A 3145-nucleotide genomic window follows, 5' to 3' on the forward strand; every position below is an offset into this window, starting at 1 on the left:
CCGCTTCCGCCAGCGCATCAGCCGGGATGAAGGAGGCCAGCTCCGGGTCGTAGTAGCGGGCGTTCAGATACATCAGTCCCGCCGCCTCATCCTCGCGCTCGCCGATGAAGCCGTAGTCCTCCTTCTCCGGATAGCCCGCCATCTCCGGCTCCAGCACCGTTTCGGTCTCATCCCCGAACGGCGTGAAGTCCCGCTGGGCATCGCGCTCCCCGTCCGTGCCGGTGATCACAAAGACGCTGTCGAGCTGGTCGCGGTGCAGGAATTTCACCTCTTCCAGTGCGCCGCCTGCGTAATCCATCCGGACGTTGGGGTGCGGGTACCAGCGCACTTCCTCATCTGCAGCGCCGGGGTTCACAACCTCCACCCCGCCGGCATAGAGCGAGGTGGTGGTTTCACCGTCCACCTGCTCCACTCGCTTGAACCGGGCACCATCGGCGCCATAGATGTAGGTGGTGGTGTTGCCGTCCTTGGAGACCGTCAGCGGCCGGTTCTCACCATCATAGCTCATCACCTTGCCGTCGAAGCCCGCCAGCATGTTGCCGTTGGCGTCATAGGTGAAGTTTTCGCCGTCTGCGCTCTTGGGCGCATGCGCCACCGGTGTGCCGGAGTAATTGTAGCTGCCGATGAAGCTGTTGGATTTCATCGACCCGTCTGGGCGGTAGCTGAAGAACTGGTCGCGCGGTTCAGTCCCGGTCCAGCTGCCAATGGTCTCGCAACTCAGGCCCGCTTTGTTCAGGTCGGCGGCCACCAGCAGACGGCCGGCATAGTCGTAGCAGTAGTTGAAGCGGTCCGGCTCTCGCCCGCTCCATTGCCGGGTCACGCGGCCGGAAGAGCTGCGGGTGTAATGCCGCCGGCCCCGGTAGGTGTCACCGCTTGCGGCACTGGCATGCACCTGGATCTTGTTGATCCAGCCGCGCTGGTTGTTGTACTGCACCTCCTCGCGCACGCCGCTGGAGAAGTCCGTCCAGGTCGGCTGGCCGCGCAGGTTGTAGGTGACATTGGTGATGTAACTGCCAAAACCGGTCACCCGTCCGGCGGCATCATAGCTGAAGCCTGGCGCCGCCACGCTGCCCGTGCCGTCCTTGGGAAGCTGCTGTGACAGCAGCGCACCGCTGGCGTGGTACGTATTCTCCACCTTGTAGTTGACCGAATTAGCCAGATCTCGATGCCGCTCAACCGCCACAAGGCCGAGGTTGTTGTAGGTGTAGTTGATCTTGTGATCCGCATTGCTGCGCTCGGTCACAAAGCCAAGGTTATGCCCGCCGCCGAGCCAGGTCAGCGGTTGGTCATAGCGGGTTTCGGTGGTGTCCGTCCTGGATGTGCCATCTTCTGTCCAGGTCACATCCTTCCGGGTTACCCGGTTCAGCTTGTCATAGGTGAAAGCAATCACCTGCCCCTTGGCATCCACCTGGCGGGTCAGGTTGTTATTGGCATCATACTCCATGGTCCAATAACCAAGCCCCGGATCATCCGAGGTCAGCCGGTTGCCGCGCACATCATAGGTGTAGGTCCAGGCAGCGCCGCCCGGATCCGTCACGCCGGTCAGGCGGTTCAGCAGGTCGTAGCTGTAGATTGTTGCCCGGTAAATCCCAGACGCGCCGACATCGGTGCTCTCGTGATCCGTCATTGCCATCCGCACCCGGTTGCCGCGCGCATCATAAATATGCCGTACATCGATGCAGTTCGGGGCAAAGCCGCTGTCCGGGCAATCCTCGTTGCGCTGATGCACCCTGGGGTAAAAGTCGCCGCTGCCCTCCCAGACATGCGCCTCGTACTGAGTGGTGGCCTTGGCACCATCCGGATGGATCTTCTGCGTTATCCGGTCCAGCGGATCATAGCGGTAATGGGTCTTGGATGACGATGGTATGATGGATGAATTCCCCGCGTCGCCCCAGATCAGCGGGATGGTTTCCCAAGCCAAGTTGCCGCGCGCGTCAAAGCCGCGCACCGTGGCAATCATATCGGCGTCAGCCGACGTCGTGCCGGTCACAACAGTCCTGTAGACCTGCCCCAGCCCGTCGTAAAACTCCCGTGTCCTTTGTGCCAGGCTGCCTGCGACACCTGCAGGTGACGGGGTGACTTTGGCGACGAACTGCCCCGCAGGATTGCCAGTATTGACATAGTTCGTATCCACGTAATTACCGCCCGGCAGCGCGGCATAATCCTCCCGGCACTGCTTGTCATAGGTGTAGGTTGTCACCAGCCCGTTCGGATCCGTCACGGTCCAGGGCTGCTGGCAGCGGTGCTCCCAGACCGTCGCGGTCACATGCCCCTTGGCATTGGTCTCCCGCACCCGGAACAGATGCCGGATCGTATCATAGGCGAAGACGGAGGCATTGCCGCGGGCGTCAATACTCTTGGTCAAATTGCCATGGGGATCATATTCAAAGCGCTCCCGCGTTTCAAAGCCTGCTCCGCCGCTGCCCGGCGCTCCATTCCACTCCACGACCCGCACAACATTGGGGCTCGCCGTGGGCACCCAGACCAAGGAACTGCCCTCATACACATACTGGGTCACCGTCAGCCATTTCGACCGGTCACTCGTGTCAACTGTCCCTTTCATCACCTTTTTCTGCACAGGAAAGGAGACCAGATACTCAGGCAGGTTCACCTGATAAGTATACCGGGTAAGGACATTGTCCGCGGCATCCAGATCACCCCCGTTACTGGTGAAGCCATAATCCGTGACATACCTCACCTGACCGTAATCCGTCCATTCGTAGCCCTTCATGGTCTCGATCAGCTTGGAGCCATGACGGGTTCTGGTCCGGGTCGAGGTCCGGGTCACCCGGTAAGGCCCTTTGGCACTCGCATTCACGTCGCTCCAGTCGTTGATCATTTGGCTATACGTGGTGCCCTCATGGATCCGGGTCTGCGACTTGATCCGGCCGCGTTCGCCGATATGGCCGTTCAGATAAGTAGTCACCACCTGCGGCCCTTCGCTCTCACCTGTGATCGCAGGCAGATAGGCGGTCACCGTCTTGTACCCCAGCGGGCGGCGGTTCTCGTAGTCATAGGCGTTGTTCACGTAAGTGAACCGGGTCTGGCGCGACTGGCCGCGGCCGTCCTTCACCGTGATGCTGTCAACCAGTTGCTGCACGAAGGGCACATCGTTGTTGTTGTTGCCAATCGCCGTCGACGGCGC

The 3145-nt window shown here is 60.9% G+C and carries 1 protein-coding gene; it reads right to left on the minus strand.

The window, feature by feature from the left end; all coding sequences use genetic code 11:
* On the minus strand, positions 1-3145 hold a 3145-nt coding region (locus tag RA26_RS20895), incomplete at both ends, for an RHS repeat-associated core domain-containing protein (RefSeq protein ID WP_039187189.1).

The organism is Leisingera sp. ANG-M7 (genome assembly GCF_000813965.1).
In the GTDB taxonomy this organism is placed as follows: domain Bacteria; phylum Pseudomonadota; class Alphaproteobacteria; order Rhodobacterales; family Rhodobacteraceae; genus Leisingera.